Source organism: Niastella caeni (assembly GCF_004834005.1).
Classification (GTDB): Bacteria; Bacteroidota; Bacteroidia; order Chitinophagales; family Chitinophagaceae; genus Niastella; species Niastella caeni.
In genome coordinates, this window is sequence record NZ_STFF01000006.1 from 1 (window position 1) to 25597 (window position 25597).

Sequence of the window (25597 nt, forward strand, 5' to 3'; positions counted from 1 at the left end):
GCCGTACGCACTGGCTTTATTTCGGAGATGACGCTCGTACTCATATACAGCTATTCCCTAATCCAGCGTCTGATCAGATAACGATCCAGTTGTCCCGTTCTCTCAGCCGAAAGGCGACGGTGAAGCTGGTTAGTTACCAGGGACAGGTTTTACATGCTTATGAATTGAACAATATCGGTCAGCCGTATAAACTGAAACTGCCCACGCTGGCCAAAGGGGTATACCTGGTACTCATAGAGGGAGAGGAGATCCGTGAACATGTTAAGCTCATGATACAATAATATTTCGAACGAGAAAACGCCTTCAAATTCAACAATTTGAAGGCGTTTTAGTTTTTCAACCTTTATTGTTTCATGAACTGTAAAACTTGCTTTTCGTCGCCACTTTGCAAATACATAAAATACATACCTGGTTTTAAATTAATAACAGGTATGGTTAACTTTTGCGTTGTGATTAATACATTGTTTAGTTGTTTCACCATTTGTCCGGTGCTGTTTACGATCTGTACATTCATGTTTGTGTAATTTTTATTCAACAACAAGCATAACTCATTGGCCGCAGGGTTGGGGAATACAATAATTTCAGTGGTGCTGATATTTTGCAATAAACTGATATTACTGTATTCTATATTTCCATTGGTAAACACGATTTTTATCCGGTAATACAGTTTGAGACCGATTGCGTTAATATCGGTAAAATTATAGCTGGCTGCACCTCCCGTATTATTGGCATTCAATTTTCCCGTTTCCTTAAAATCAAAACCAGAACTGCTTTTTTCAATTATATAACAGCAAACGTCCGATTCTTCATCTACCGAAAATTTCACCTGTGCCGTAACGCCCTTACGTAGCCATTGTGTGTTGAAGGCGGTAATATGTAACGGCAATGGTACTATTGATAAATAAGCCTGGTCAGGTACATACCGCCATGGACCGTATACCTGCCCGGTAATGGCTGTAACGGGATTGTATTTTACCCTTGTTCTTATTTTAGTGTAAAAATTGGCTGCGGTTACTACTTTTGCCACTACATTTTTCAAGGCTATCCCTGATACACCCAGGCTGGAATAGTTGTTTTGTGCCGAGGTAAACACTACGCTGTTGGTAATGGGTGTACCGCTGTATGCATTATAACTTACCCGGGTTTCCCAAACCAATTTGCCTTGTTGATTGCCCAGGAACGAACGGGCAAATAACCCCGTCCCGAAATTGGTATTACTAAAATTGCTGCTGTTTATTGGCGTATTTAAATCGGTATTGTATAGATCCATGTTATTGCGCATATTGTTACCAGCGCTGTTTCCATTATACACAAAGACAGCCCCTTCATTCGTTTGACCGTTACTGTACTGATGAGCTCCAACAATTACATCGCTATACCCGTCGCCGTTTACATCGCCACCGCATACCGAAGCACCAAAAGAAGCACTCCCCTGGTTGCTTTCCAGCATAGCTGCGGCAGTTGTTTGAATGCCGGTGGGTGAACCATGGTAAACAAAAGCCCCCCCTTCATTCGTTTGACCGTTATCGTAACCGTTTGCGCCAACGACTATATCGCCGTACCCATCGCCGTTTACATCGCCCGCACCGGATACCATTCGTCCTGTTTGTGATCCACCTCCGCCAGTATAAGCATTATCCTGGTTGATTTCCAGTATAGCAGCAGCAGTTGTATTGACGCCAAAGGAAGATCCATGGTAAATGAAGGCAGCGCCTTCGTTGGTTTGACCATTATCATAAAATTTAGCACCTACGATCACATCGCTATACCCATCACCGTTCACATCGCCTGCGCCGGATACCGACCAGCCAAATAAAGCAGATGCCTGGTTGTATTCCAGCATCGTGGCGGCAGTTGTATTGATGCCGGTGGCAGACCCGTGATAAATAAAGACGACGCCTTCGGCAATTTGCCCATTATTATAACTGCCCGCACCAACGATTATATCGCTGTACCCATCGCCGTTCACATCACCTGCGCCGGATACCGATGAGCCCAAACCTCCGCTTGCCCGGTTGCCTTCTATCCTGGCCGCAGTAGTTGTATTGATACCGGCGGAAGAACCATAGTAAATAAACGCTGCACCTTCATTGGTTTGCCCATTATCGTAATTTGTAGCACCAACAATAACATCACTGTACCCATCGCCGTTCACATCGCCCGCACTGGATACCGATGTGCCAAAATATTCAGTATTCTGGTCTCCCTCTACTATAACAGGAGCAGTTGTATTGATGCCGGTAGAAGATCCATAATATATATACGCCCGGCCTGCATCAGTGAGCCCATTATCGTAATGGTCAGCACCTACGATTATATCGCCGTATCCATCCCCGTTCACATCACCGGCACCGGATACCGACCACCCAAAAAAAGAAACCGTCTGGTTGCTTACCATGATAGCAGCAGCAGTTGTACTAATACCGGAAGATGAACCATGGTATACGAGAGCAGCGCCCTGGTTATTAGAGTAAAAAAAAGCTCCGACGATAATATCGCTGTACCCATCGCCGTTGACATCGCCCGCACAAGCTACTGAAATCCCGGAATTAGCACCATTCAAATTGCTCTCCAATACCGCAGCAGCAGTTGTTTTGATGCCGGAGGAGGCGCCATGGTAAACAAAAGCGGATCCTTCATCAGTTTGTCCATTATCGTATAAATAAGCACCTGTAATTATATCGCTGTACCCATCGCCGTTTACATCGCCGGCACTGGATACCGAATAACCAAAACTCGCATAGGCCTGGTTGCTTTCAAGGGATACAACAGTAGTACTGCTGATACCTATGGCTGAACCCTGATAAATAAAGGCCGCACCTTCGTCAATTTGTCCATTATCGTATAAATAAGCACCTGCAATAATATCGCTGTACCCATCGCCGTTTACATCCCCCGCACAAGCTATCGACCGCCCATAATAGGCGCCGGCCTGGTTACTTTCCAGCATAACTGCGGCAGTTGAATTGATGCCGCCTGAAGATCCATGATATACAAAGACAGCACCTTCGTCAATTTGTCCATTATCGTATAAATAAGCACCTGCGATTATATCGCTGTACCCATCGCCATTTACATCGCCTGCACTGGATACTGAATAGCCTAAATTCGCTGTGTCCTGGTTGCTTTCTATCATAGCGGCGGCTAATGTATTGATGCCGCTGGAAGATCCATGATATATAAACGCAACTCCTTCGTTAGTTTGACCATTATCGTATAATGGAGAGCCCACTATCACCTCACTATACCCATCGCCATTTACATCACCGGCGCCTGATACCGAATAGCCCAAATTAGCAACATCCTGATTGCTTTCCAGCATAGCAGGGGCCACAGTACTGATGCCTGTGGATGAACCTTGATATATCAAAGCAACTCCTTCATTGGTTTGCCCATTATCGTATAAAGGAACGCCCACGATCACATCACTATACCCATCGCCATTTACATCACCAGCCCCGGATACCGAAAATCCAAAAAAAGTAGAGTTCTGGTTGCTGTTGCTTTCCAGCATCGTTGCGGCAGTTGTATTGATGCCGTTCCCCGATCCATGGTACACAAAAGCGGCCCCCGCATCGGTGTGCCCATTATTGTATAGTGGCGCTCCCACGATCACATCACTAAATCCATCGCCATTCACATCACCAGCCCCGGATACCGCAAAGCCAAAATTAGCATTGTCCTGGCCACCTTCTATCATTGCTGCAGCAGCAGTACTGACACCTGTGGAGGAACCGTGGTATATAAAGGCAGCACCTTCATTAGCTTGTCCATTATCGTAATTGTAAGCTCCAACAATTATATCACTATACCCATCGCCGTTTACATCGCCGGCACTGGAGACTGAATAGCCCAAATTCGCATTGTCCTGGTTGCTTTCTATCATGGCAGCCGGCGCATTACTGAGCGGGTCAATGGTGATGGGGTAAGCAGCATCTTTACTTTGTACGTGTACGCAGTAATGCATATTATCTTTTTCAAAAAAGGCTTCCAGCGGCCGGCCATTGGCATCCCACACTTTTAATTGGTCGTAGTTCAATACCACACCGCTTTGCTTATGCAGAAATTGTAAACGGTCTTTTTGCATACGTTGCTGAAGATTGGTAGATACACTGAAACGAAGTTTAAGGTCACCTTGTTTCGAAAGCGGTTGCTTTACCACAAAGTTCTGCCGCAATCCATTCTCATTATTTATGTATTGAACAACTATATTACCTGCATCGTATTCAGCCTTATTGCCATTGATCTGCCACTGGCCTTCACCTACCTGGCTTCTATCAAGGTTAAAGGCTACTTCCCAGTTGGGTAAACCGGAATATCTTATTTCATCCGTTGTAGTTGTTGCTTCCATTTTTCCAACCGGCGCTTTGGTGGTTCCGGGTTGCACCGTAAAACCATTGCTATTATAATGAAAGTAAAAATTGTTCTTCCTGTTGTAGGTAGTATATGTAGCAGAATCATTTCCGCGAGAAAATTCATATTCTTTCTTCTGCAATTCTTTCACCACATTGTTGAACCAGCCATTTTGTTTGAGCATTTTAACCTCCTGGTTCTCTGCCTGATTTTTCTGCGCTGTCAACAAATTAACTACATAGGGTTGTTCCTGGCACAACTTTACATCATCAGATAAATTTTTTTTTGTTTCAAATGATGTTGGAACTACAGGCAATACCAAAAGGGCTGCCAAAGCGTATAAGGGATTTAGCATCACAGAGTAGTTTAAGCTATTGAATTGTATAATTATGAACAGTGAATAATGATTGCTGGTGCAATCATGTTCAAATAATTAGGATAGGCAATTACGATATGGCACGAAATTACTTTCAGGCAGAACCCGCAACAATACCTGATGTCAGGTATTTTGGTTCATATACTTAACCGATGATATATTTAACTGTGAGGGATAATATGAGGGGACTTTCAGATCATCACAATTCATAAATAAATCGAAGAAAATCATTTTCGCCTTTCAGTCCGGCTTTTAACTTTATGTTCTTTCGATGTGTTTCAACAGTATAAAAAGAGAGGTTAAGCTTTTCGGCAATCTCCTTGGTTTTTAAACCCGCTTTTATCAGGGTAATGACTTCCAGTTCGCGCGGAGAAAGTTTCAATGCTTTTAAAAAATTGTCGTCGGCATGATTGCTTTTCCCAGAAGTATTTGGAAAGTAAAAGCCGCCTGAATGCACTGTTTGAATAGCCAGTATCACATCCTCAGCAGAAACCGTTTTAAATAAATACCCGCGTATGCCGGATTTCCGGAATGTTTCGGTATACCGTTCTTCATGGTACATACTCAGGATCAATATCTTCAGGTTGGGATGATTTTCAAGCAACAAACGGGTCAGTTCCAGCCCATTGATATAAGGCATATTGAAATCTACAAGCACTATTTCAGGTTCCAGTTCTCTGATAGCCCGTAAGGCTTCGCGGCTATCATATATCCTCGATAGCACTTCAATGCCGGGTTCCGGCTGCAACATGGCACATAAACCGTCGCTAAAGAGCCGGTGGTCGTCAATGATCAGTATTTTAATTTTTTCATTTGTTGTCATAAGGGATCTCCAGTATAACGAGCGTACCATTACTGTCGCTTTCAAAATTAAGTCTTGCACCGATATAAGCAGCTCTGTGCCTGATATTTTTCAAACCAATGCCCTGCTCTGAACCGTTACCGGCTTTTGCCATCCCGCTTCCATTGTCTTCAACCATCACTACCAGACTTTTATCCTGGTAAATGACCTGAATAAAAGCCGCTTTGGCCCCGGCGTGCTTAATGATGTTCGTAATAAGTTCATTTACGATGCGGTAAATAAACAGTTCTGTAACCGGATTTAGTTTTACCATGCTACCTGTTTGTACAAAATCAAAAGATATAGCAGGATGTTCTATAAACTTATTAACGGTATGCCGCAAAATATCGGGCAGTTCGTATTCATTAAAGTTTATATGCATCAGGTTATGACTGATATTCCTTATATCGTGGAGAATAGTTTCAATTTCCTTTTCTATAACCGGGTAATCTTTTTTAAGGACCAGCATGTTTTTAACCGCTGCAAGGGAGTTGCCTACTTCATCGTGCAGATCACGGGCAATGCGCTCCCGCTCATCTTCCTGTATCGTGATGATCTGTTGTTGAACCTTATTTAGATCGACCTGAACCCTTAGTTTTTCTTTAATGGCTTTTGAAAAATGGAAGCCCATTCCTAACACCATGCATAATATTTCAATGAGTGGGGTAAAGAAATAAATATCGGTATTCTGGTTCACACCGTCTATCCATTGCAGATCGGCCAGCATTAATATAGATGCTATGATCAGGGTTGATAAAAAACCTGACAGATACAGGTATACGACCAGATCTTTACTGGCGATTCGAATGCAGATGGAAAAAAGAATAAAGGCATTAACAAAGAATATAATATAATAGGAGAAATAACCAAGCCACCAGCGTATGGCATCAGGCAATGGCAAAAAGAGGAGCGCTATCGCTATCAGGCAAAACAACCAACCGCTGCAAATGCCTGTGTAGTACAGCCATCTGAAGCGATGTGATTTGAGATTTAATAATACAACAGTGAATAAACAAGACCATCCCACCAGCCAGTAATAAAAGATTGTAGTGAAGGTATTGATCATGGGTTGATGCTGTTTATCAGATATAAATGCATGCATCAATCCTGAATTAGCCAGTAATAGTGTAAAAAAACTCAGGCAATAAATGCTATAGTATAAATATACCTTATGCGCAATAAAAAAATATAAAACGAGCCCCACCAATGCCGCCAGTACGATCATACCTTCAATAAAACAAAACGCCATGCTAAACAGGTATTCATAATTCTGAAAATAACGCTTTGTTTGCAGGTTAAGAATATTGGCATGCCGGCCAAACTGCCGCTGTGTATATAAATAGCACGTAATTGTATCATTCTTTTGCAAAAAAAGGTTATAGACAAAATGCAGGGAGTAAAAGGGTCTTTGAGACATCTTCAGAAAGTGCCCGGTAAGCGGATATTTCTCCAGGGAGTTATGCCGCATCACATACAATTGCACACTATCTACCCGGTTTTGCTGAACTTTCAATACCCAGTTTATATTGTCAGAAGAATTGGTAAGAGTAAATTTACACCAGCCGGCCGGCCAGTGAAAACCATAATGCACATCCTGTTTGTATTGATTTTGTATAAATTGCTCCTGTGAGGCGTTGCGAACCTTTTCGATATCATGTATGCCGGTATGCTGGTTGGTATATAGCCATACACTGGAGTTGAGTACAACGTTATCTTCATTGTTTTTCAATGTAACTATGGGCTGGCCATAAAAAATGGAAGGGTTTATACAAGCAACAAATAATAATAATTTCAAATAGACTGTTCTCATTTCAAAGCAGTAGCCTTTTTCATATAAAATGTCCGAATGTTTATTTTGTAATTGTCGCTGATAGCCTTGCCGCCAACAATTGCATTTCCTCTATTATACGCCATTTTTTAGTGTGAAACAATATTTTAAGCCATTCAGTAAAAAATCACGCAGATTGGATGAACCTGTTTTTATTGATCTTCGCTTCACATAACATTTTTTTGTTGGAAGAAAAGGATTTTATTCGCAAGGTTTGGTTCACCGAGAAAAGCAAAGCTGGGCAGGTTTCTCTTTATTCCGCCATTGATTTTGACAGTGCCACATTAAGAAAGGGAGCAAGCCTGATCAATGCATATAGATCTGGCAGGCTTGGCGCAAAACCCAATTTGGGCTCACCATATTTAACTTCAGAATGACATGACCAGGAAGCCAAGACGAATTCCGTCCAAACCCAAGGTCGCCCTTGTCGGAGATGGTCAGACGGAGCAGATCTATTTTGCCAATGTAAACGATACAGACAGACCGTCAGACCTGGATCTTTTTCCGGATTTGCCTATGAAGCCGGGCTCCTACAAGAGCGTCTTGAACAAAGCAGTACAGCTTGTTGAAGAATATGAATACGAAAGAGTGTACGTTCTTATTGATATGGACAAGGTGATCAGCGACGGCCAGCGAGGAAACGAAAAATGCCCCTAACGGGGCACTTTCGCACGAAATTTTATAATGCTAAATGCAATGCTCATAGTTATACATATCGGGCAAACCCCAAATCTAAAAAAAGTCAAGACGGCTTTTTTATACCAGGGTAGATTAGTGGGAATTATTGGACAACTAACTCCATCTCCTTCATATTCTTTAATGCCCCAAATATTGATATTTTCTTTCATTATTGTAAGCTTTAATTATCCCAAAAAATGGTAAATGCATAATGTTGTTAAGACGATTGATATTATGCACAAAATTATTTTCGTTCGCTTTGTCATCGTTTACTTGTTTAAAAGATTGCCAATTATTTGATTCATTTCAATGTTGGCAATCGCTAAGCTTTTTTCGCTCAATACTTTCCGCGTTTTGGCATCAATAAAAGTTACTATGCCTGTTGCTATTGATCTGTTTTTGCCATGTATAAAGCCACAGACTTGCATCATTCTGCCTACGCCTTTTCGCCTGGTTTCGTAAATCTGCATGTAAAGGGAAGATCTTTTTAGCTCGGCCTTTGACTTTTCAATGGTCGAATCATCCGTCAAATCATTCGTGATAATCACCAATCCTTTTGAGGCATAGGGAATAATGTTTTTGCCAAATCTTTCGCCATTGGCTTTGCATATACTGCACCAATCGGCTCGATTTATGACTGCAAATATTTTGGATGGATAGACAGTCGGTTGAATACCGTTAGTCTCTTGTCCGTGAGACAAGAAAGTAATTGACATTGAAAGGAGGCTGAAAAATGTTTTTAATTTGTTCATTTTATCGTTTTTTGATATAAACATTTATACCAAATTAAACGAAGTATCACCCAGGCATTAAAATTTATTTCCGCTTTCCTTTCTAATCTGTTCTATGCATTTGTATTTTTGATTTGATGCGGTGTGTTTATTTTTCCAGCCCATTTTTAACATTAGCCTATCCATAGGCTCGTTTAAGAAAAATATAGCTTTCAAAATGCGTTGGCAGTTGGCGGTAATTTTATCAAGCCAGGTCGCTAGTTTTTCTTCTTTGCAGTTTTGGTTGGCTTCCGAATCGAAATTTATTGTCTCAATTTCATCGACAGTAATACCAATAATGAAACCTTTTTTGCTTCTGATTTTTTTTAGCCAAAGATTTTTGGATATAGAAAAAAGGTAAGTCTTTAACGAAGAGGTCAGAATAAAATCGGGTCGCCTTAATTTATCAAGCAAAACTAAAATAGACTCTTGAAAAATATCCTCGGCATCCTGATCATTGCCACTATTTTTCTTTATATAATTAGCTGTCGAAGGAAAATGAGCTTTGTATAGCAAATTGTATGCATCATTTTCTTCCATCCTCAATTTATCAAGTAATATATTATCTGCTATTTCTGGCATATTGACTTAGAATTTTAAAGGTTAATACCACTTATTTGATATTATCACCCAGAACTTTTATAAATATTATCAAACTTGGCAGTAATCAAGTAAATAGCCCTAACTATTTTGGTAACGGTCCAAGGGCTTCATTGGGGATACGAACCTTCTCATTGCTTGATAATAAGACAATTAATACAAATCGGTTAATTTAATTAAAAGTATTCGAAATTTAAAAAACCTTCAAGGTCAACGACTTGAAGGCTTCAATTTTCCGCGGGCCTGTAGGTTACAACTTTCGAACCTGTTGAAATATATTAAAATCCAAACAGCTCGTTTACCGACAAGGTCTGTAACGTTCCATATTTCTTTAATTCGTCGGGATTGATCCGTTTGTCGGATGCAATTACACAATATGTATAGTGCTTCCCTGAAAGTGTTTCTTTATGAAATTTATAAACGTCGTCTAAGGTCAGGTTGCCGTATTGAGCATAATTATCCTTACGAAGATCATGATCTATCCCTTTTTGTTGTGCTGTAAGATAATCTGTAATGATCGCATCTTCTGTGATCCTTTCCGTCTCTATGTTCTTCATCAACCCTGATTGGGCGTTTTTAAAGCTCCCTTCCGTTTTTGGCAGTTCGTTTAAAAGCTCATTCATGCCTGCAATGGCATCGTTCATTTTATCGGCCTGACATCCCACATATGCAACCATTGAAAAGTTATCATTTTTCTTTTCCGGTATACTGATCTGTGCATAGGTGGCATATGCCAAAGCTTTTGATTCTCTGATGGTAGAAAAAACAACAGATCCCATGTCTCCTCCAAAATAACTGTTGAATAAATTTATCAATGCTTCCTGCCGGGAGTCATATGCCGACAAATTTTTCACCCAAAAGATCTCTGACTGTACCGCATCATAATTTGTGAATAACACTTTATTGCTTTCCTGCGGTACACGTTCAAATTTTGCAGCCTCGGGAGAAGGTAGCCAGGAAGAAGGCAGCTTATGCAGCTCCTTAACTTTTTTGATTAAACCGGCAACCGGCTGCGGGCCGTAATAACAGATTCTATGCTGATAATTGAATAAGGCATGCAATACATTGGTCAGGTCTTCCGGTTGTAATGCTTTAAGCTCATTATTCGACAGGGTATAATTAAAGGGGTTGCTCGCACCATACATAGCATAGGATTGCAAAGCCCTTGCGATCGCACCTTTGTTCAACAGACTGTTTGACCGGGCTTTGAATAAAGTATTTTGCAGGCCCTGCAATGCCTTCAGATCTGGTTTGCAATTTTTCAGCAACACTGAAAAAAGGCTTACTGCTTTATCAAAATTCTCATTCAAACCTGTTATAGAAATAGTTGTTTGCTCGCCTCCTGTGTAAATGTTGAAACTGCAGGCGAGATTGTAAAACTGCTTGCTGATCTCCTCAGAAGACCACTTGTCGGTGCCTAAATATTCTAAATACTGCGCAGCTACAGGTAATAATTTATTGTTCCTGTTTCCCATATCGAACCGGTATGATAGCTCAAACAGCTCATTTTCCCTGTTTTGAACGTACAGTACCCCGGCGTTTGACAGGTTGGTTTTTTGAAGGTCTTTATCATATTCAACCCAAACCGGCCTGATTGCGGGAAATGGTGTTTCAAGAATGGAATGAACAAAGGGGGATGTTTTGTCTTCATTGGTCACTACAGGCGTAATAGGAGGTTTATCTACCTTCACCGTGTTTTTATCCTCGCCTTTTCTTTTATAAAGTATCACATAATTCCTGTCGGTAAAGAACCGGTTGGCGAATGCAACGAGTTCTTTTTTCGTCACCTTACCCATTTCTTCTGTCATGGCTATGGCTTTATTCCATTCCAATCCTTTAAATTTAATGAACTCATCCACCAGGTTTTCGACACGGCTCGCGTTATTCTTCAGGGATTGCAACTTGTCTAATTTATTATTGGCCACAACTGCCCTGATCAACGATTCATCAAAATGCCCGCTTTTCAGGTCTTTCAATTGCGCATGTATCAATTCCTTTGCGTCATCAAGACTTTGCCCCTGCCCTGGTGAAGCCACCAGAAAGAATACGCCATAATCATTGAACTGCCACAGTACAGCGCCTGCGCCTAACACTTTTTGTTGTTTATTCAGGTTCAGATCGATCAGGCCTGCTTTCCCATTGTAAAGTACTGCGGATGCCAGGTTCGCCAATAAAGCATCCCTTGTACCTGCCGGCGCCGAGCGATACAGCAAGCGTATACTTTCTGCCGTTGGGCCAAACACTTCTTTAACGACGGGCCCTTCAATATCCTTCTCTTTAGTTCCCTGGTATGCCTGCAGCGGTGCAGGCCGCATATAAGCAAACTGGCGGTCTATTTTTGCGATCAATTCATCAGCATTAAAATCACCCGCCATGATAATAGCCATATTATTGGGCACATAATACTTCTTATAATATTCTTTAATAGCCTTTATTGATGGATTCTTCAAATGCTCAATGGTGCCAATAGTGGTTTGAAGTCCGTAATTATGCGTGGGAAACACAGTCGAGAACATGGCTTCCTGCATTTTGTTATTGTCATTGTCCAGCGCCCTGTTCTTTTCTTCATATACGGCTTCCAGCTCGGTATGAAATATTCTTAGAACGGGGTTCCGAAAACGTTCAGCCTGTATGGCCAGAAACTTATCAATGGCATTGGCCGGAATATCTTCTTCATACACTGTTTGTTCAACGGAAGTATAAGCGTTGGTTCCCTGGGCGCCCAGGGCCGTCATCATTTTGGAATACTCGCCGGCGATAGCAAACTTTGCCGCTTCACCGGAAACTTTATCTATCTCCTTATAAATTTCCCTGCGTTTCGCATCGTCTTTTGTTGAATTATATTGTTCATATAAATTCTCAATCTTCAAAAGCAATGGTTGCTCCTTTTCCCAATCCAGTGAACCGTATTTGTCGGTACCCTTAAATAATAAATGCTCCAGGTAGTGGGCTAAACCAGTATGGTCTTTGGGATCATTGTTGCTGCCTGTTCTTACAGCGATCCTGACTGCTATGCGGGGTTCTTTTGTGTTTTTGGAAAGAATGACCGTGAGGCCATTCTTCAAAGTATAAAAACGGGTTCCGGTTGGGTCGTTGGTCACATACTTATAATTGTACCCGCCAGCAGCTCCCTGCTTCCAGTCGTAACTTTTCTGGGCATATGTTGCAATAGAAAAAAAGATCGATAATAAAACCGAACAATATATTACTCTTATCATTATAGCTTATTTAAAAATTACAGCCAGTTTGGCTTCTAACATTTTTCCCATCAGGGTCTTCCCAACAATAACGCCGTTGGGATCAATTAAAAAATTCTGAGGAATTGCCTGCACGCCGTATAATTTTGCCGCCGGGCTATCCCAAAACTTCCCGTCAGAAAGCTGTAACCATGGAAGCCCATCTTTTTTAATAGCGGCTAACCACGCTGCTTTACTGTCAGACTTGTCTAGAGAAACACCAATGATCGTAAAATTCCGGTCTTTAAATTTGTTGTAGATATTAATGAGGTTGGGGTTTTCAGCGCGGCACGGCCCACACCAGGAAGCCCAGAAGTCGAGCAGTACATACCTGCCACGAAATGATGAAAGTTTAACCAGTTTACCTTCCGTATCGGGTATTTCAAAGTCAGGCGCTGGTTGCCCTATTGCTGTCGCTCTCATCTTTTCCAGGTTATCGGCCAATTTTTTACCGTCCTTACTGTTTTTAACTTCCGGTGACAATCCGTCAAATAAAGGTTTAACCATACTATAAGGCTGTTCATAAGCGATCTTGGGAAACAATTGCAAACCCAGCATGGAGGAAGGGTGCGTTTTTATGAACCTTACGTATGCGTCCATTGTCGCATCACTAAACCTTTTCCGAAAACCCTCCAGCATGGTCTCATAATCCGGCGTGTTCTGTGGTGATATTTTCCCCTCCATAAACATTTTGTCTTCGGCTGTCATATTTGAGCAAGCGGCATCCACAAGGTTGTTCAAATCGTTATCATCGTTATTATAGGGAGTTCCGGTTACCTGCGAACCAATAACGGTGGCTCCTTTCGCCGCAAACTTAATCATACCAGGCTCTATATAAACCGGTCGTTGTTCCATACTATTGGTTCTCCCCACGCCTTTGGTATCAAAGATCAGTGTGGCCATTACCGGCGTATTGGTTGCCTTCCCGGTGAATTTAAAAAAACCATTTTTCAACACAACCGAATCTATAATAGCGGCATCCCCCATGCTATACTCCAGGTATGCCTTGGCTGGTTTATTAAAAGTGCCATATCTGCCATCGATTATAAATCCTTTACTGCTCTGACCAAAAGCAGTCAGCCGTATCATTGCCAGTACTATAATTAATTTTTTCATTGCTTTTATAAGTCATTTGTTTTGAAAACAGGCGTTGCGATCAGGAAGCCAGCGAACTTATTTAAATAATTCCTCCAGCCTGGCTTCGAGCGCTTTTCCATGCAGGTTCATTACAATTATATTTCCCTTTTTATCGATCAGGAGATTTTTGGGAATAGCTGTAATACCATATTTTTTGCTGATGGGTGAATCGAATCCTTTACCGTCGCTGAGGTTGGTCCAGGGGTAGCCATCTTCCCGGATGGCTTTTTTCCACCTGGCGGCATCCGTATCCAGCGAAACGCCTATTACGCCCAGCCCTTTCGCTTTGTATTTTTTGTACAATGGCAACAACGCCCTGGCCTGTGAACGGCAAGGCGCACACCAGCTTGCCCAGAAATCGATGAAAGTATATTTGCTGGCGGCCGTGATGGTTTTGGTAGCCACTTTTTTCCCTTCCGTATTCGCCATGATAAAATCTTCATATTGCAGGATCACGGCTGGTTTATCAGGAGCCGCCGCAATTTTTTCTTCCCCGGCACCTGGGGATGCGCCCTCTTTATCGTTTACCACCAGCGTATACGCTGCGGAGGAAGGCGGCAAACACATTTCATCGGTGCATGCCATGTATTTGATCCGGAAACGTAATGTCGTTTTCTGGTCGGCTTTCAACTGAATGGTTTGCGAAAAAGTAACGCCTCCTGCATAATACGCCACCCCGCTATTTGACGGTTCAACCCCTTTTTCCTCCAGCTTCCCGATCAGTTCCACATTGGGATCTTTCTCAAACGTAATCGTGGTAGGCATTCCTAACCCGCCTGCAAAAGTCTGCGGATAGATGTGAAACGGTTCATTGATCGATGCCGTGAAATGTATTATATAAGTGCGTGGTGCAGTAGAATCACTATTAAATTTCCAGGAAACCGGGTGGTTGTCCTGAGCCTGGCCATGAAAAACTGCCAGGCTCGCTAACCACAAAAAAATCATCGATCTCATATTGTATGCATTGAGTTACTTATTACCCTTTATACCTTGCTTTGGTGATCTCTACCATTGACTTCAGCTTATAATATTCCCGGTCGGTGGAACCGGCATAGCCGGAGCTGTAGAACCGGATATTTCCCAACGGATCAAATACGATTTTGGTGGGCGTTCCCTGAACATCATAGGCTTTGTTGTCCTGATCCTGCAACACATCGAGCGTTATACCCTTCTTAGCTACAAATGATTGTACGGTGGCCTGTTCTTCGAACAGGTTCACTACGAATAGTTGAAAAGCCTCTTTTTTGTAATCAGCCACCACCCGCTCAAAGCCACTGAATGCGGCCACACAGGGCGTACACATGGTAGTCCAGAAATCCAGCGCCAATACTTTTCCTTTATAGTTACCCAACTGAACGGGTTTGCCATTCAGATCCACCATCACAATATCTTTCACCGGTTGTTTGGCCTGGAAGAGCTTCATGGGTTTCGCGTCTTTACGTTGATTGGGAAAAAATCCATCTAAGGTTGTTTGGGGAGAAGCGATGTATAATTTCGCCACTTCTTTATAACATTCCTGGTAGGCTTCCTGCTGTAGTTCTTTGAGGTATTTTTCAAATCCTTTGTCGGAACCTTTCACTTTGGTGTACACCTGTCTGAAGGTATTCACCATAACGGGTTTTGAATCCGCCTCGCGGAAAGCTTTGCTTAAGGTATCGAATGCCACCTGGTGTTTCCCCGCTGCTGACAACACGATGGCATACCGGTTCAGGTAATTGGCTCTGGCATCCCTGAAATATTTCATATCGCGCATCCCGTCTTTCACCTCCGAAGAACCGGCCAGCATTTTTTCGGCGATGGCTATGTTTCCCAATTGGGCATTCACCGCGGCATTTATTTCCATGACAGGCTGCGTTCTGCCGATGGGATCACTGATTGTTCCGTCTGTTATGTCTTTCAATATTCCTGCCGACACTTTCTCCAGTTCGGCCGGGTTCTTATTGGCATCCAGCAGGTATTCCATGGCATAGGTAAGATACATGAGCTGCAATACATTGAATTTCGGTTTGGTGTTCTTGTAATACCAATACCGTTCAAAGTTTCCATGTGAAAGCCATCCCAGCGCCAATTGCGCCCGGTATTCCTCATACATGGATGGTTTGGCAGGGTCAATGGGAGTTGCCTTCAACATTTCGTCGTATTGCTTCTCCTGATCTTCTACGTTCACGATCAAAACAAAGTCTTCAAAATTATAATTCGTGGGTTTTACCTGCTGCGCAAAAACAGGGCTCGAAATCAATAAAAGCAAAATTATCCTTTTCATATTCTTCAAATTTGTATTACTTATTCTCAGTTAACCCCTTGTTTTCGGCCAACATGCGTTCGCCGAATTTCAGGGCAAATCGTTCAGGCTTCAGCGTATAGGTGGCCACTACATTGCCTGCATCATCATAAAGCTTGTGTGTATATTTAACCGTATTGCTGTAAACCGGGTCTACTGAAAGCCGGCGCATATCCATCCAGCGCATGCCCGAGGTGGCGAATTCACGAATACGCTCATCGAGAATGAAACGAACCAGCGCTTCTTTATTACTTGCTGTGTTCACTGGTACAGCTACGATATTTGCAGGCATTCTTTTGGCGCGCAACACTTCCAGGTCGCTCTTTGCGCCCGTAAGGTCACCTGCCCTTGCTTTTAACTCGGCCCGCATCAGGTACAGGTCGGGTAACGAAGGGCCTACCTGCAATCCGCTGAATAACGCAGCGGAGTAACGCCGCATGCCACCGGGAAATATTATACCCGGATCGAACATTTCTGTTTCGGAGAACAACAGCAGCCTGTAATCCATAGGATCGTACAAGGCCGCTGTTTCGGGTGAGAACACATAAGTATTAGCCTGCTGAAATTGAAAATTGATCATGCTGAGATTGTACATCACCTCCGTATTATTGGCGGCCAATGGAAAGTTGGAAAGCCCGAAGCCGAAGTCGGGGAACCAGGAGTCGATGTTGTTTTCGTCCAACACGATATTGTAATCGTATAACTCCAGGGGGATCGTGGCCTTGCCCAGTTCAGCAAATCCCGCATCCACATGTGTTCTGGATTCATTGAACTTTGCCATATACAAATAAACACGGGCCAGGAGGAGTTCGGCCGCCACCCGCGAAAATTTTCGCCGGTGGGTCAACGGCTCCAGATCAGGCAAGGCATCTGCAAGGTCTTTTAGGATGAAATCATAGCTTTCCTGCACGGAAGCCCGTACAAATGAAGACTGGGTTACATCTGCTTTGGTAAGCAGTGGCACACCCGGGTCGGTAGCTGCGGTAGCTGCATTATAAGGCAACGAATAATCATTGAGAAAATAAAGATAGCAAAGCGCCCTGCCTACTTTGGCCTGCGCCAGGATCGCCTTTTTTTGCTGATCGGTACCACCCTGCGACTGCATCACTTCGTTGATGACCTTATTGAAGGTATAGATGCTGGTGAGATGCCAGGTTTCGGATGGAAGCTGATCTTCATCATACACCCTGTCTTCATACCTGAATAACCGTTGCGACCTGATGGCGGCGGCATCCATATAAGATTGCTGGGCGGCCATTTCATCACCCAGGTACAAAGAGGGAGCGTAAAGCACCTGGAGCGCTACAGCGTTCATCAATTGTTCATAATCGAGCGTTGTTTTTGCTATGCGCGAACCCTTGGCCTCAATTTCCAAAAAGTCTTTGGAACAGGCGGTTTGAAGAAGCAGCCCTATAAAAAAAAATGGTATTGATATTTTATGAATTGATCTCATAATTGTAAAGCTGGTTTTGATTAAAGAGTGAGGTGTGCGCCAACGGTAATGGTACCCTGTCCTGTACGGATATTCCGGTAACCATCAGGCGATTGAAACTCAGGGTCGATGCCGAAATTATTTTTCTTCCAGAGCATGAGATTCGATACCTGTGCCCGGAACGTCAATCCCTCTGCGCCTATCCGTTGTACAAAACCCTTTTCGAGGGAGTAGGAAAGCGTGATCTCCCTGATCTTTGCGTAAGAAGCGTTAAAGGAGTTCAGATTTGAGTACTGATAATATAAATCATTTCTGGCATTCGCGATACTGCTGTTATAGGCAAACCTCGGGATATTGGTTTTGTTTTCGTCGCCCGGTGCCTTCCAACGATTGGCGAATTCGGGTTGAATGTTATTTTGATACAGAGGTTCACTCCACACCCGGTTGAAATCACGGAAAAGCACATGTCCTACATTGAAACTGATATTAACGCCTAACTGAAAACCTTTGTAAGTAAACGTATTGAACAACCCGCCGGTCCAGATCGGTTGAGAAGTTCCCGCCAAATGAACATCTTCCCGTTTGGAACCGTTCTTTGCAGACAATATTTTTCCATCGGCCTGAATGATCTGGGGATCGCCGGATGCATTCAGCCCGCCATTTATAAACTCGAATAACGCATACGCAGGTTTTCCTTCCGCGAAAGCGGAATTGATCATACCTGTACCGGTGGTGATGGCAGTAGCATTGGCCATCCGGGTTATTTTATTTTTATTGTAGGCCACATTCAGCACGGTGATCCAGCCGAAATTTTGTTTATTGATGTTGATGGAGTTCAGGCTGAATTCGATGCCTTTATTCTCGAGATCGCCATAATTGCCAATAACGGTAGCATACCCTGTGAGGGGGGCCGTCATCAGGGGGCCGATGAGGTAGGTAGTTTTTTTCACATAAAGATCAATCGACCCGCCGAATCTCGATCTGAAAAAAGTAAAATCCAACCCGGTATTGTAGATCTTTGTCCCTTCCCAGGAAAGCTTATCGTTCCCGGGTGTTGCCACTATTAAACCCACGCCATTCACATAGTTAACGTTTGAAGAAGCCTGCAGAATATCGAAAGAGGCGGCTTGTGCCGGCCGGGGCGCATTACCCGTTATGCCATAAGTGAATCGTACGTTCAGCCGATTCACCCAGTCCACCGATTTCATGAAGGCTTCGTTATTCAGCAACCATTTGCCGCCAATGCTGTACACCGGTCTGTTCTGTGCGGATTTGGCAAGGCCGAATAAATTACTCTGATCAATTCTCCAGCTCGCATTCAACGCATACCTGCGATCATACATATAACCTAGTGTAGAATAATAGGAAGTCGTTCTGGCCACAGCGCCTTCGCCCCCCCTTACGTTATTACTGTCCAATACCCTTGTTCCACCGGGTATGGTGCCGGTAATTCCCTTCATCAGCATATCGATATTTACAGGCCGGCCAACCTGCAACTGGTCATCCCAACCGTAATAGATAGCTTCAGCAGTAAGCGGCGTAATACTGGTGGCTTCCTGACCAAACAGTACCGTCAACTGATGCGGATCCCAGTTCCGGTCGAATACCAGTTGGTTTCGAACCGTCCAGTTTTTTTGTGACGCATTCTTAACGGTGAGCATGCCGCCATCTTTCGGCAACCAATACGTGGGATTACTGGTACTGGTAGGAGACTGCGTAAACTTAACCAACTGGTCCCTTACCACATAACTTTCCTGGTCCTGTGTCAAACGGCTGTTCCTTGAAAACGTCTGGTAGCCATACGTACCTTCAAAGCGAAGGCCTTTCAATATTTGCAATCGGGCGCTTCCTACTACCCGGCCCGCAATCAGATTGCTCTTTGCGTGCGCCCGGTTCATTTCATCTATGGGTACATAATCGAGGTTAACCCGGCTTCTGGCAGCGTAGTCGAGCCTGAGCGAATCGCTGTAACTACCGAGAAAGTTTACTGCCAGGGGATTCCCTGCATGATCGCGAAAACGCTGGTAAGGCACAAACGATACGTCGGGAGCCGTAATGCCGTTACCGAGATTGCCAGCACTTGCTACGGTATTTGTAAGATCGGTTATTAATGACAGTTGTAGTCGCTTGTTAAGATTGAAATCCTGCCGAAGGTTCAATTTATAGGTATTGTTCTTCTCTCCGCGGGTGCTGCTTTGAATGCCGGTATAGCTCACCGATCCGTAAAAACTGTACACGTTCCCACCTCCTGAAAGCGAAACCGTATGATTGGTGGTGGCCGCCTTTCTATAAAAAACATCAGCGATCTCTCCCCTGTTATCAAGGCTTGCCAGGCTGTCTAAACTTTTATCAGCCTGCTGTGGGGTGATCAGTCCGCGGTACTGGTCATACTGGATCTGTAGATGCGGGGGAACGGGAACGATCGACTGCACCGAACTCCAGTTATTATACGGTGCATATTGCGGAAAGATCTCTTTGGCAACGGCAATAAATTCCCGGCTGTTCAATTTGGGAACATATGCGCGGTCGGGCCTGCCCTGGAAATTATAATACCCATCGTATTCAACCCGAAGTTTTTGTGCTGCTTTACCTTTTTTGGTAGTAATAACGATCACGCCGTTGGCGGCTTTGGCGCCCCAGATAGAAGCGGCAGACGCATCGCGCAGAATGGTGATGTCTTCAACGTCCTGCGGATTGATGTTAGAAATAGGATTAGATATATTGAATACATTGTTACGGGAATCATCGCTGGTGTTATCGGAGGGCAATTCCACCCCGTCTACCACGATCAGCGGCGACCTGGTAGAATTGAGCGAAGTTAACCCCCGGATCAGCAAGGGCTCTCCGCCGGGTGCGTTGTTCACTACCACCCCGGGTGCTAACCCATCCAGTCTTTGCAGAATGTTGGTACTGCCCGACCGGGTGGCAACAGTAACCATGTCTACTTTGGCCACCGAACCGGTATTTCGCTCCCGGGTAATTTTCTGGTAGCCTGTAGAAACCACTTCTGCCAATTCAAGCACCTGTTCCGAAGGAACAAGCACAACCGTTATCACTTGTGCATCTGTTATTATAATTTCCTTTTCATTGAAGCCAACAAAAGTTATTAAAAGCACTTCTCCTTTTTCAGCTTCCAGTTTAAACATGCCATTCTCATCACTCACCACCACTTTTACGCTTCCTTTTACCCGGATGGTGGCCCCTCTTAAAGGATTCTTATTATTATCTGTTACCTTTCCTGTTACCATTATCTTTTGCGATGGAGAACCAGAAAATTTCACCTCTTTTTCGCGCATCACTACCACATTGCCCTGCTTCATCTCAAAAGTGAGTTTCTCCGGTTTCAAAATGGCAGTCAAAAAATCAGCCAGCGGCATCTGGCGCGCATCGATTGTTACAGGGTTCGTATTCTTTATGTACTCATCATTGTAAAAAACAGTAACGCCGGTTTGTTTTTCAACGATCTTGAAAACATTCCGCAAAGGTTCCTTCTGTAAATTCGCTGTAACAGATTGCGCCAGTCCTGCAGCCTGCACCTGAAATAAAAAGGCAGTTAATAAAACAATTGTCAGTTTCATTGCTAACAGCGTTTTGGTTGAAACCGTCGGGTAGCTACAGGCACAACGGGCCGTTCCAGGCCACGACGGCTGGTTTAAAGCAGAAAATGTCATAACTTGGTTCTGGTTTGGTTGATAATAAGCAGTTGTCTCGAAATAATAATTGCTTTATTGACTGGCCTGTTATTCACCGGAGATGTTCTCAGCATCTTCGGTTTTTTTATCAGGCAGCCTGTTGGTTATTTCATCTGAAAATATTAATTGTTGTTTGGCCAGATGGATCTTACCATGACAAAATTTTCATTGCCCTGTGTGTCATAATGAAAATTTTGTCATGGACGATTCATCATGATGATATTTTAAGTTTTAAATTTTGAGTTATCCGGGGAGTATGACCAGCTTCCTGTTTCCTTCCAATTTGTAGCGAAGCCCAACGTTCCCGAGGAAATAAAGAACATCGGTAAAAGGCAGGCTTCTCTTAATGGTGCCGCCAAGCTGCAACCTGGGCACCGGTTGTTCATACACCACCTCAATATCATACCATCTTGCCAACTGCCGCATAGCTTCTTCCAGTGGAACATTTTCAAAATCGAATACGCCTGCTTTCCAGGCAACAACAGCAGCTACATTTACATCGTTGTATACCCTGATAGGGTCATTCCCTTTCGTCATCAGCGCCTGCTGTCCCGGCGAAAGCACTTTGAACAATTGCGTATTGGCCTGGTTCACTCCTACCTTAACTGATCCCTGCAGCAGGGTTGTACGAACAGCTCCTTCATTTTCATAAGCATTCACATTAAAATGGGTACCGAGCACTTCAACCCAGGTGCTTCCATTAACGTCTACCCTGAAAGGAGTAGAAGCTTTATGGGCTACCTCCAGGTATACTTCGCCTGCAACGTGAATCAATCTTTCTTTGCCGGTGAATGCTATAGGATAACGGATGGAACTTTCTGCGTTCAACCAAATGTTCGTTCCATCTGAAAGTTTTAGCTGAAATTGTTTACCCTTCGGAGTAGAGATGGTGTTGTATAGTACTTTGGAGCCGGTTCCTTCATAAAGCAATACGCCATTCCTGATACTGGCAACAACGCCACCCTGTAAGGCTATGTTACCATTTTGTATGGTATCTAAAAGTACTTTTGATCCATCAGCTAATGTAAGTAAAGTGCCCGTTTTCCCAGGCTGTACATTTTCGGTTGATCGCACGATCTCAGCAGGTGAGTTTCCCTTTTTATTCTGAAACCAGCCGTAAACGCCAATACCTGCTATAAATGCTATGGACGCTGCTACCGCCCACCATTTTCGTATAAAATGAACCCGGTGAACAGGAGCCATCGTTGGAACTACCTCATTTTCATCAGGCAATGACCTGGCTGGATAGCGGTCAAGGATATTCCTGATCATCATTTGCTGTTGCTCGTCGCTGAACTGCCCTTCGTCTTCCATTTTTTCCCATATTTCCTCAAGGGCAGGAATGATATCCCGTTCGGCAGAGGCAACTTGTAACATTTCGATAAGCTCCTGTTTTTCAGCTTCTACGAACTGATCTTTTGCCCACAGTTCCAGCAGTTGCAGTAGTCTGTGATTCACCATTCAACTAATTTATTATTATGGATATAAGGCTTCTATATGATAGGAGTAGGCTTTTGTAAAAAAGGGGGTATGCGATCGAAAAAAAATTACAATTTCCTGATCAGGAACGCAATTATGATGTTCAGGCCATAGTTCCTGATATAATCAACGATAGAGGAAGAGGCGATCTGAAGATATTTTTTTACTGTTTCCCGGCTGATGTTCATTTCCAGTGCTATTTCGGCATATTTCTTCCCTTCTAACCGGGCTAGTATCCAAACTTTCTTCTGTTGGGGCGGAAGCCGGTCAATAGCGTGCTGAACCAGGCTATCATAGGCATCTTTTAATGAGGCCTGATCCCTGACTTCAGGATTATCTAAACTGGTTTGGGTAAGCTGATGCCATTCCTGCCTTTTCCGGTTCTCACGGTCAATATTCTTCAGCATCCGCACGGCATGATGCCTGGAGATCACAAATAGCCAGGAACGAAAACTTTCCACGCCTTTGAGTGATTCCCTGGTGAGCCATAGTTGGGTGAAAATCTCCTGCACTACATCGGAAGCTATATCCCGGTCTTTGGTTAGTTTGACCAGGTAGGTAAAAAGCAGGCCGGAATACATATTCACAAGCATGGAAAAAGCCTGTTCATCTCCTGTGGAGATCTGCAGAAGCAACTGGCGTTCACTATGCTGATTTATTTTTGACAATTAAAATTGGCTAGTGCTGGTATTCCTGCAATACTATTAAAAAATTCACATATTAGGACGTGGCAAATACAAAAAGCCCGATCATATCCTTGGTTTACACCTCAACTATATTGAGTGTATAAAGAAACAGTGCTGTTAAAGTAGACCCCTAACAATTTGTGGCCCTTTATCACTTTTGGCTCGTTGTCAAATGCACCCGTCATTACTCTTTTATATGTTTCAGTATTTTCTGTTCCCGACCCATAACCAAAAACAAAGGAAATCTTATCGGGACTGCCATCATCCATTTTGGTAATGTATATTTTCTAACCAGGAGCTTCAAATGTTAATTTGCCTCCATTTGCCTTATCGGGCCTTGCATGACGCATATAACTTTTGCCACATATTTGTCTTTGTGACCTTTATTCGCCCCGTTAGTTTATTTCAGCCGTTCAACACCTTAAACCGATTGCTCACTGTTTTATAGTCTCAACAATACAAAGTCCTTGATAATTTGGACCCGAATTGTAATGGCAACGACAAGTGGAGTATACTCGCTTTACAACAATGCTACCGGCTTTTACAACACTGCTGTTGTAGTGTCGCTGGTAAAGGCAGTACAGGAATTAAATAAAGAAGCAGCATCGCAATAACAGATCATTGCTGAAAAAAACAAAAAAATAGAATTGCAGGATAAAAAACTGGCAGCGCTGCAACAACAACTGGATAACATAAAACAATTGCTGCCCGGTTTCAAATAGCACGCACAACTCACCCAATATAATATTAAAAACAAAACCAGAAAAAATGACAAAACGTTACATCGGCCTAATGGCCCTGTTAGTATTTATGACACCTTGCCTTGCGCAAAATGTGGCTATTAATGAAGATGGTTCTATACCACACGCTAAAGCAATACTTGATGTAAAATCGCAAAACAAAGGGATATTAATCCCCCGCATGGGCACAACCAACCGGTTGGCTATTAAAGCACCTCAGGGTTTACTGGTGTATGACACCACCACCAATTCGTTTTGGTACAGCATAGGATTAGGATCTGATTCCGTAGCTATCTGGAAAAAGGTATCAGCCTCCAGTGGTGATTTTCTAACGGCAGCGGCAGCGGCAACCGACCCCTGGCTGTTAGGGGGCAATACGGTTGACAGTACCAATTTTTTGGGAACCACTAACGCAATGCCATTGAAGATAAGAGTTAATAACGAGCCTGCAGGTCATGTTGATCATGTAAGGAAAAATACCTTTTTGGGGTTCCAGGCCGGTAACCCAAATGTGGTTGCTGCCGATTCACCGGCAACCGGTAATACGGCAATCGGATTCCGTGCGTTAAAAACCAACACCGCAGGACAATATAACACAGCCATTGGAGAAGCCTCACTTTTTTTTAATACAAGGGGAGATTTTAATACGGCGAGTGGCTATGGTGCATTGAATAAAAATTTAACCGGTAACGAAAATACCGCAGCAGGATGGGCTGCAATGAATAATAATACCAGGGGAAGTGGCAATACAGCTACCGGAGTAGGCGCGCTGATGCTGAATGTTTCTGGCCATAATAATACCGCCGTTGGCTATTGGTCATTATATAAGAATGGGCATGGATCGAACAATACGGCCATAGGATATAAAGCAGACGTAACTATCGACAGTTTAACAAATGCCACCGCTATAGGATATGATGCAAAAGTGAATGCCTCTAATAAAGTACGCATAGGCAATAGCGCAGTGACCGCCATTGAAGGATCGGCGCCTTTTAGCGTTGTCTCCGATGGTCGTTTTAAATTCGAAGTAAAAGAAGATGTAAAAGGCCTTGATTTTATTTTACAACTGCGCCCCGTTACATACCGGTTTGATGTAAAACGGTTCCAGACATATACCGGCCAAACTGCCAATAACCAGGCAAACACAGCCGGATACCAGATTATGCAGGCAGCATACAATGAAGCCGACGCGATTCGTCGTACAGGATTTATTGCCCAGGAAGTAGAAAAAGCCGCTGTTACATCGGGTTACAATTTCAGCGGTGTTTTACGGCCCAAAACATCCCGGGAACACTACAGCCTCAGCTACGAATCATTTGTAGTGCCATTGGTAAAAGCAGTGCAGGAATTAAGCAAAGAGGTAGAAACCCTGAAAAAAGAAAATAGTAAAATAGCAGACCTGCAACAGCAGCTCGATGAGCTTAAACAATTGCTGAAAGCGTTAAAATAGCGATAAGGGGGCAGATTA

18 protein-coding genes are annotated in these 25597 nt (G+C 43.4%); 5 read left to right on the forward strand and 13 right to left on the reverse strand.

The features are described from left to right. Positions 1–281, forward strand: a 281-nt coding sequence (locus FAM09_RS20565; protein ID WP_136579037.1) for a T9SS type A sorting domain-containing protein, incomplete at its 5' end; no start/stop codon positions are given. Between the two features lie 62 nt (positions 282–343). On the opposite strand, the gene FAM09_RS20570 is transcribed toward FAM09_RS20565, so the two are convergent. The 3 genes from FAM09_RS20570 to FAM09_RS20580 form a co-directional block, all read right to left on the reverse strand. Continuing rightward, a complete protein-coding gene (locus tag FAM09_RS20570; protein ID WP_136579038.1) occupies positions 344–4708 on the reverse strand; it encodes an FG-GAP-like repeat-containing protein in 4365 nt (1454 codons plus the stop codon). Positions 4709–4928: 220 nt separating this feature from the next. Beyond that, complete coding sequence (locus FAM09_RS20575; protein WP_166437213.1) at positions 4929–5552, reverse strand: response regulator transcription factor; 624 nt, start codon at positions 5550–5552, stop codon at positions 4929–4931. Continuing rightward, the gene (locus tag FAM09_RS20580; protein ID WP_136579040.1) at positions 5539–7380 is read right to left on the reverse strand and encodes a sensor histidine kinase; all 1842 of its coding nucleotides are present in this window, start codon (positions 7378–7380) and stop codon (positions 5539–5541) included. Before FAM09_RS20580 ends, FAM09_RS20575 begins: the two co-directional genes overlap by 14 nt. A gap of 158 nt (positions 7381–7538) precedes the next feature. On the opposite strand from FAM09_RS20580, the gene FAM09_RS20585 reads away from it, so the two are divergent. Then, positions 7539–7775, forward strand: coding sequence for an AAA family ATPase (locus tag FAM09_RS20585; RefSeq protein WP_136579041.1), 237 nt, complete (start codon positions 7539–7541; stop codon positions 7773–7775). Between the two features lies 1 nt (position 7776). After that, positions 7777–8055, forward strand: coding sequence for an RloB domain-containing protein (locus FAM09_RS20590; RefSeq protein ID WP_136579042.1), 279 nt, complete (start codon positions 7777–7779; stop codon positions 8053–8055). 290 nt (positions 8056–8345) lie between these two features. Here FAM09_RS20590 and FAM09_RS20595 read toward each other — a convergent pair whose 3' ends face one another. From FAM09_RS20595 to FAM09_RS20640, 10 genes are all read right to left on the reverse strand, one after another. Next, the gene (locus tag FAM09_RS20595; RefSeq protein ID WP_136579043.1) at positions 8346–8828 is read right to left on the reverse strand and encodes a hypothetical protein; all 483 of its coding nucleotides are present in this window, start codon (positions 8826–8828) and stop codon (positions 8346–8348) included. 57 nt (positions 8829–8885) lie between these two features. Continuing rightward, complete coding sequence (locus FAM09_RS20600; protein WP_136579044.1) at positions 8886–9428, reverse strand: RNA polymerase sigma factor; 543 nt, start codon at positions 9426–9428, stop codon at positions 8886–8888. Between the two features lie 296 nt (positions 9429–9724). After that, the gene (locus tag FAM09_RS20605) at positions 9725–12664 is read right to left on the reverse strand and encodes a M16 family metallopeptidase (RefSeq protein ID WP_136579045.1); all 2940 of its coding nucleotides are present in this window, start codon (positions 12662–12664) and stop codon (positions 9725–9727) included. Positions 12665–12670: 6 nt separating this feature from the next. Then, entirely contained in the window at positions 12671–13798 is a 1128-nt protein-coding gene (locus tag FAM09_RS20610) for a TlpA disulfide reductase family protein (protein WP_136579046.1), read from the reverse strand. Between the two features lie 57 nt (positions 13799–13855). Next, positions 13856–14773, reverse strand: coding sequence for a TlpA family protein disulfide reductase (locus FAM09_RS20615; RefSeq protein ID WP_136579047.1), 918 nt, complete (start codon positions 14771–14773; stop codon positions 13856–13858). Between the two features lie 22 nt (positions 14774–14795). Further along, positions 14796–16082 (reverse strand): TlpA family protein disulfide reductase, encoded by a 1287-nt coding sequence (locus FAM09_RS20620; RefSeq protein WP_136579048.1) that lies wholly within the window; start codon positions 16080–16082, stop codon positions 14796–14798. A gap of 16 nt (positions 16083–16098) precedes the next feature. Continuing rightward, positions 16099–17553 carry a RagB/SusD family nutrient uptake outer membrane protein gene (locus FAM09_RS20625; protein WP_136579049.1) on the reverse strand — a complete coding sequence of 485 codons (1455 nt, stop codon included), beginning with the start codon at positions 17551–17553 and terminating at the stop codon, positions 16099–16101. Between the two features lie 20 nt (positions 17554–17573). After that, on the reverse strand, positions 17574–21110 hold the full coding sequence (locus FAM09_RS20630; protein ID WP_166437214.1) for a SusC/RagA family TonB-linked outer membrane protein: 3537 nt from the start codon (positions 21108–21110) through the stop codon (positions 17574–17576). Positions 21111–21467: 357 nt separating this feature from the next. Then, positions 21468–22682 (reverse strand): FecR family protein, encoded by a 1215-nt coding sequence (locus FAM09_RS20635; RefSeq protein ID WP_166437215.1) that lies wholly within the window; start codon positions 22680–22682, stop codon positions 21468–21470. Positions 22683–22771: 89 nt separating this feature from the next. Then, complete coding sequence (locus FAM09_RS20640; protein WP_136579052.1) at positions 22772–23371, reverse strand: RNA polymerase sigma factor; 600 nt, start codon at positions 23369–23371, stop codon at positions 22772–22774. A gap of 509 nt (positions 23372–23880) precedes the next feature. On the opposite strand from FAM09_RS20640, the gene FAM09_RS31445 reads away from it, so the two are divergent. Together FAM09_RS31445 and FAM09_RS20645 are read left to right on the forward strand one after the other, a co-directional pair. Further along, positions 23881–24003 (forward strand): hypothetical protein, encoded by a 123-nt coding sequence (locus tag FAM09_RS31445; protein ID WP_262711678.1) that lies wholly within the window; start codon positions 23881–23883, stop codon positions 24001–24003. A gap of 154 nt (positions 24004–24157) precedes the next feature. Continuing rightward, positions 24158–25579, forward strand: coding sequence for a tail fiber domain-containing protein (locus FAM09_RS20645; RefSeq protein WP_136579053.1), 1422 nt, complete (start codon positions 24158–24160; stop codon positions 25577–25579). Positions 25580–25597: the final 18 nt, after the last annotated feature.